Origin of the sequence: Mesorhizobium sp. M4A.F.Ca.ET.050.02.1.1, from assembly GCF_003997725.1 — a bacterium.
In the GTDB taxonomy this organism is placed as follows: domain Bacteria; phylum Pseudomonadota; class Alphaproteobacteria; order Rhizobiales; family Rhizobiaceae; genus Mesorhizobium.
Genome location: NZ_RZSG01001416.1, coordinates 1 through 610 on the forward strand (window position 1 = coordinate 1; position 610 = coordinate 610).

General features: G+C 67.0%; 2 protein-coding genes. Both read left to right on the forward strand.

Features of this window, described 5'->3' with window-relative positions; all coding sequences use genetic code 11:
• The coding region (locus EOA33_RS37885) for an NAD(P)-dependent oxidoreductase (RefSeq protein WP_281033614.1) at positions 1-345 on the forward strand (345 nt) is incomplete at its 5' end.
• Positions 346-416: 71 nt separating this feature from the next.
• Positions 417-610 (forward strand): hypothetical protein (locus EOA33_RS37890; protein ID WP_145989610.1); only part of this gene is annotated, 194 nt, incomplete at its 3' end.

A 610-nucleotide genomic window follows, 5' to 3' on the forward strand; every position in this document is an offset into this window, starting at 1 on the left:
TCGCTGCACTGCCCGGGCGGCGCGGAAAACCGCCATCTGATCGATGCCCGAAGCCTGCGGTTGATGAAGGATAGCGCGTTCCTGATCAACACCGCGCGCGGCGACGTCGTCGACCAGGACGCCCTGATCGGCGCGCTGCAAAGGCGCGAGATCGCCGGCGCTGGCCTCGACGTCTTTGCCGAGGAGCCGGCCGTTCCGGAGGCACTGAAGCAGTTGGAGAATGTCGTGCTGCTGCCGCATCTCGGCAGCGCGACCGAGGAAACGCGGGTGGCAATGGGCATGAAGGTGGTGGAGAACCTGACCGCCTTCTTCGAGGGGCGTCCGGTTCCCGACCGGGTCGCCTGACAGCCGGCGCCACCCTCGATTCAGGGCGCGGCTACAGCGGCAGCCGATGCGGACGGGATCAGGAGAGCGCTTTGGAACAGAGCAGACGCATCAAGTTTCGTGAGGATGAGCGCAGCCTTTTGTTGCGCCTGCTGCTTCAGGTCGCAAGCGCGCGCGAGCCGGAGATCGCCGCCGTTCTGAGCGGACGCAGGTCGCTTGTCTCCCTCGCCCCCGAGCAGCGCATCCCGGCGCTCCAGGCGAGCGGCGTATGGTTCCAGTTGCTGGC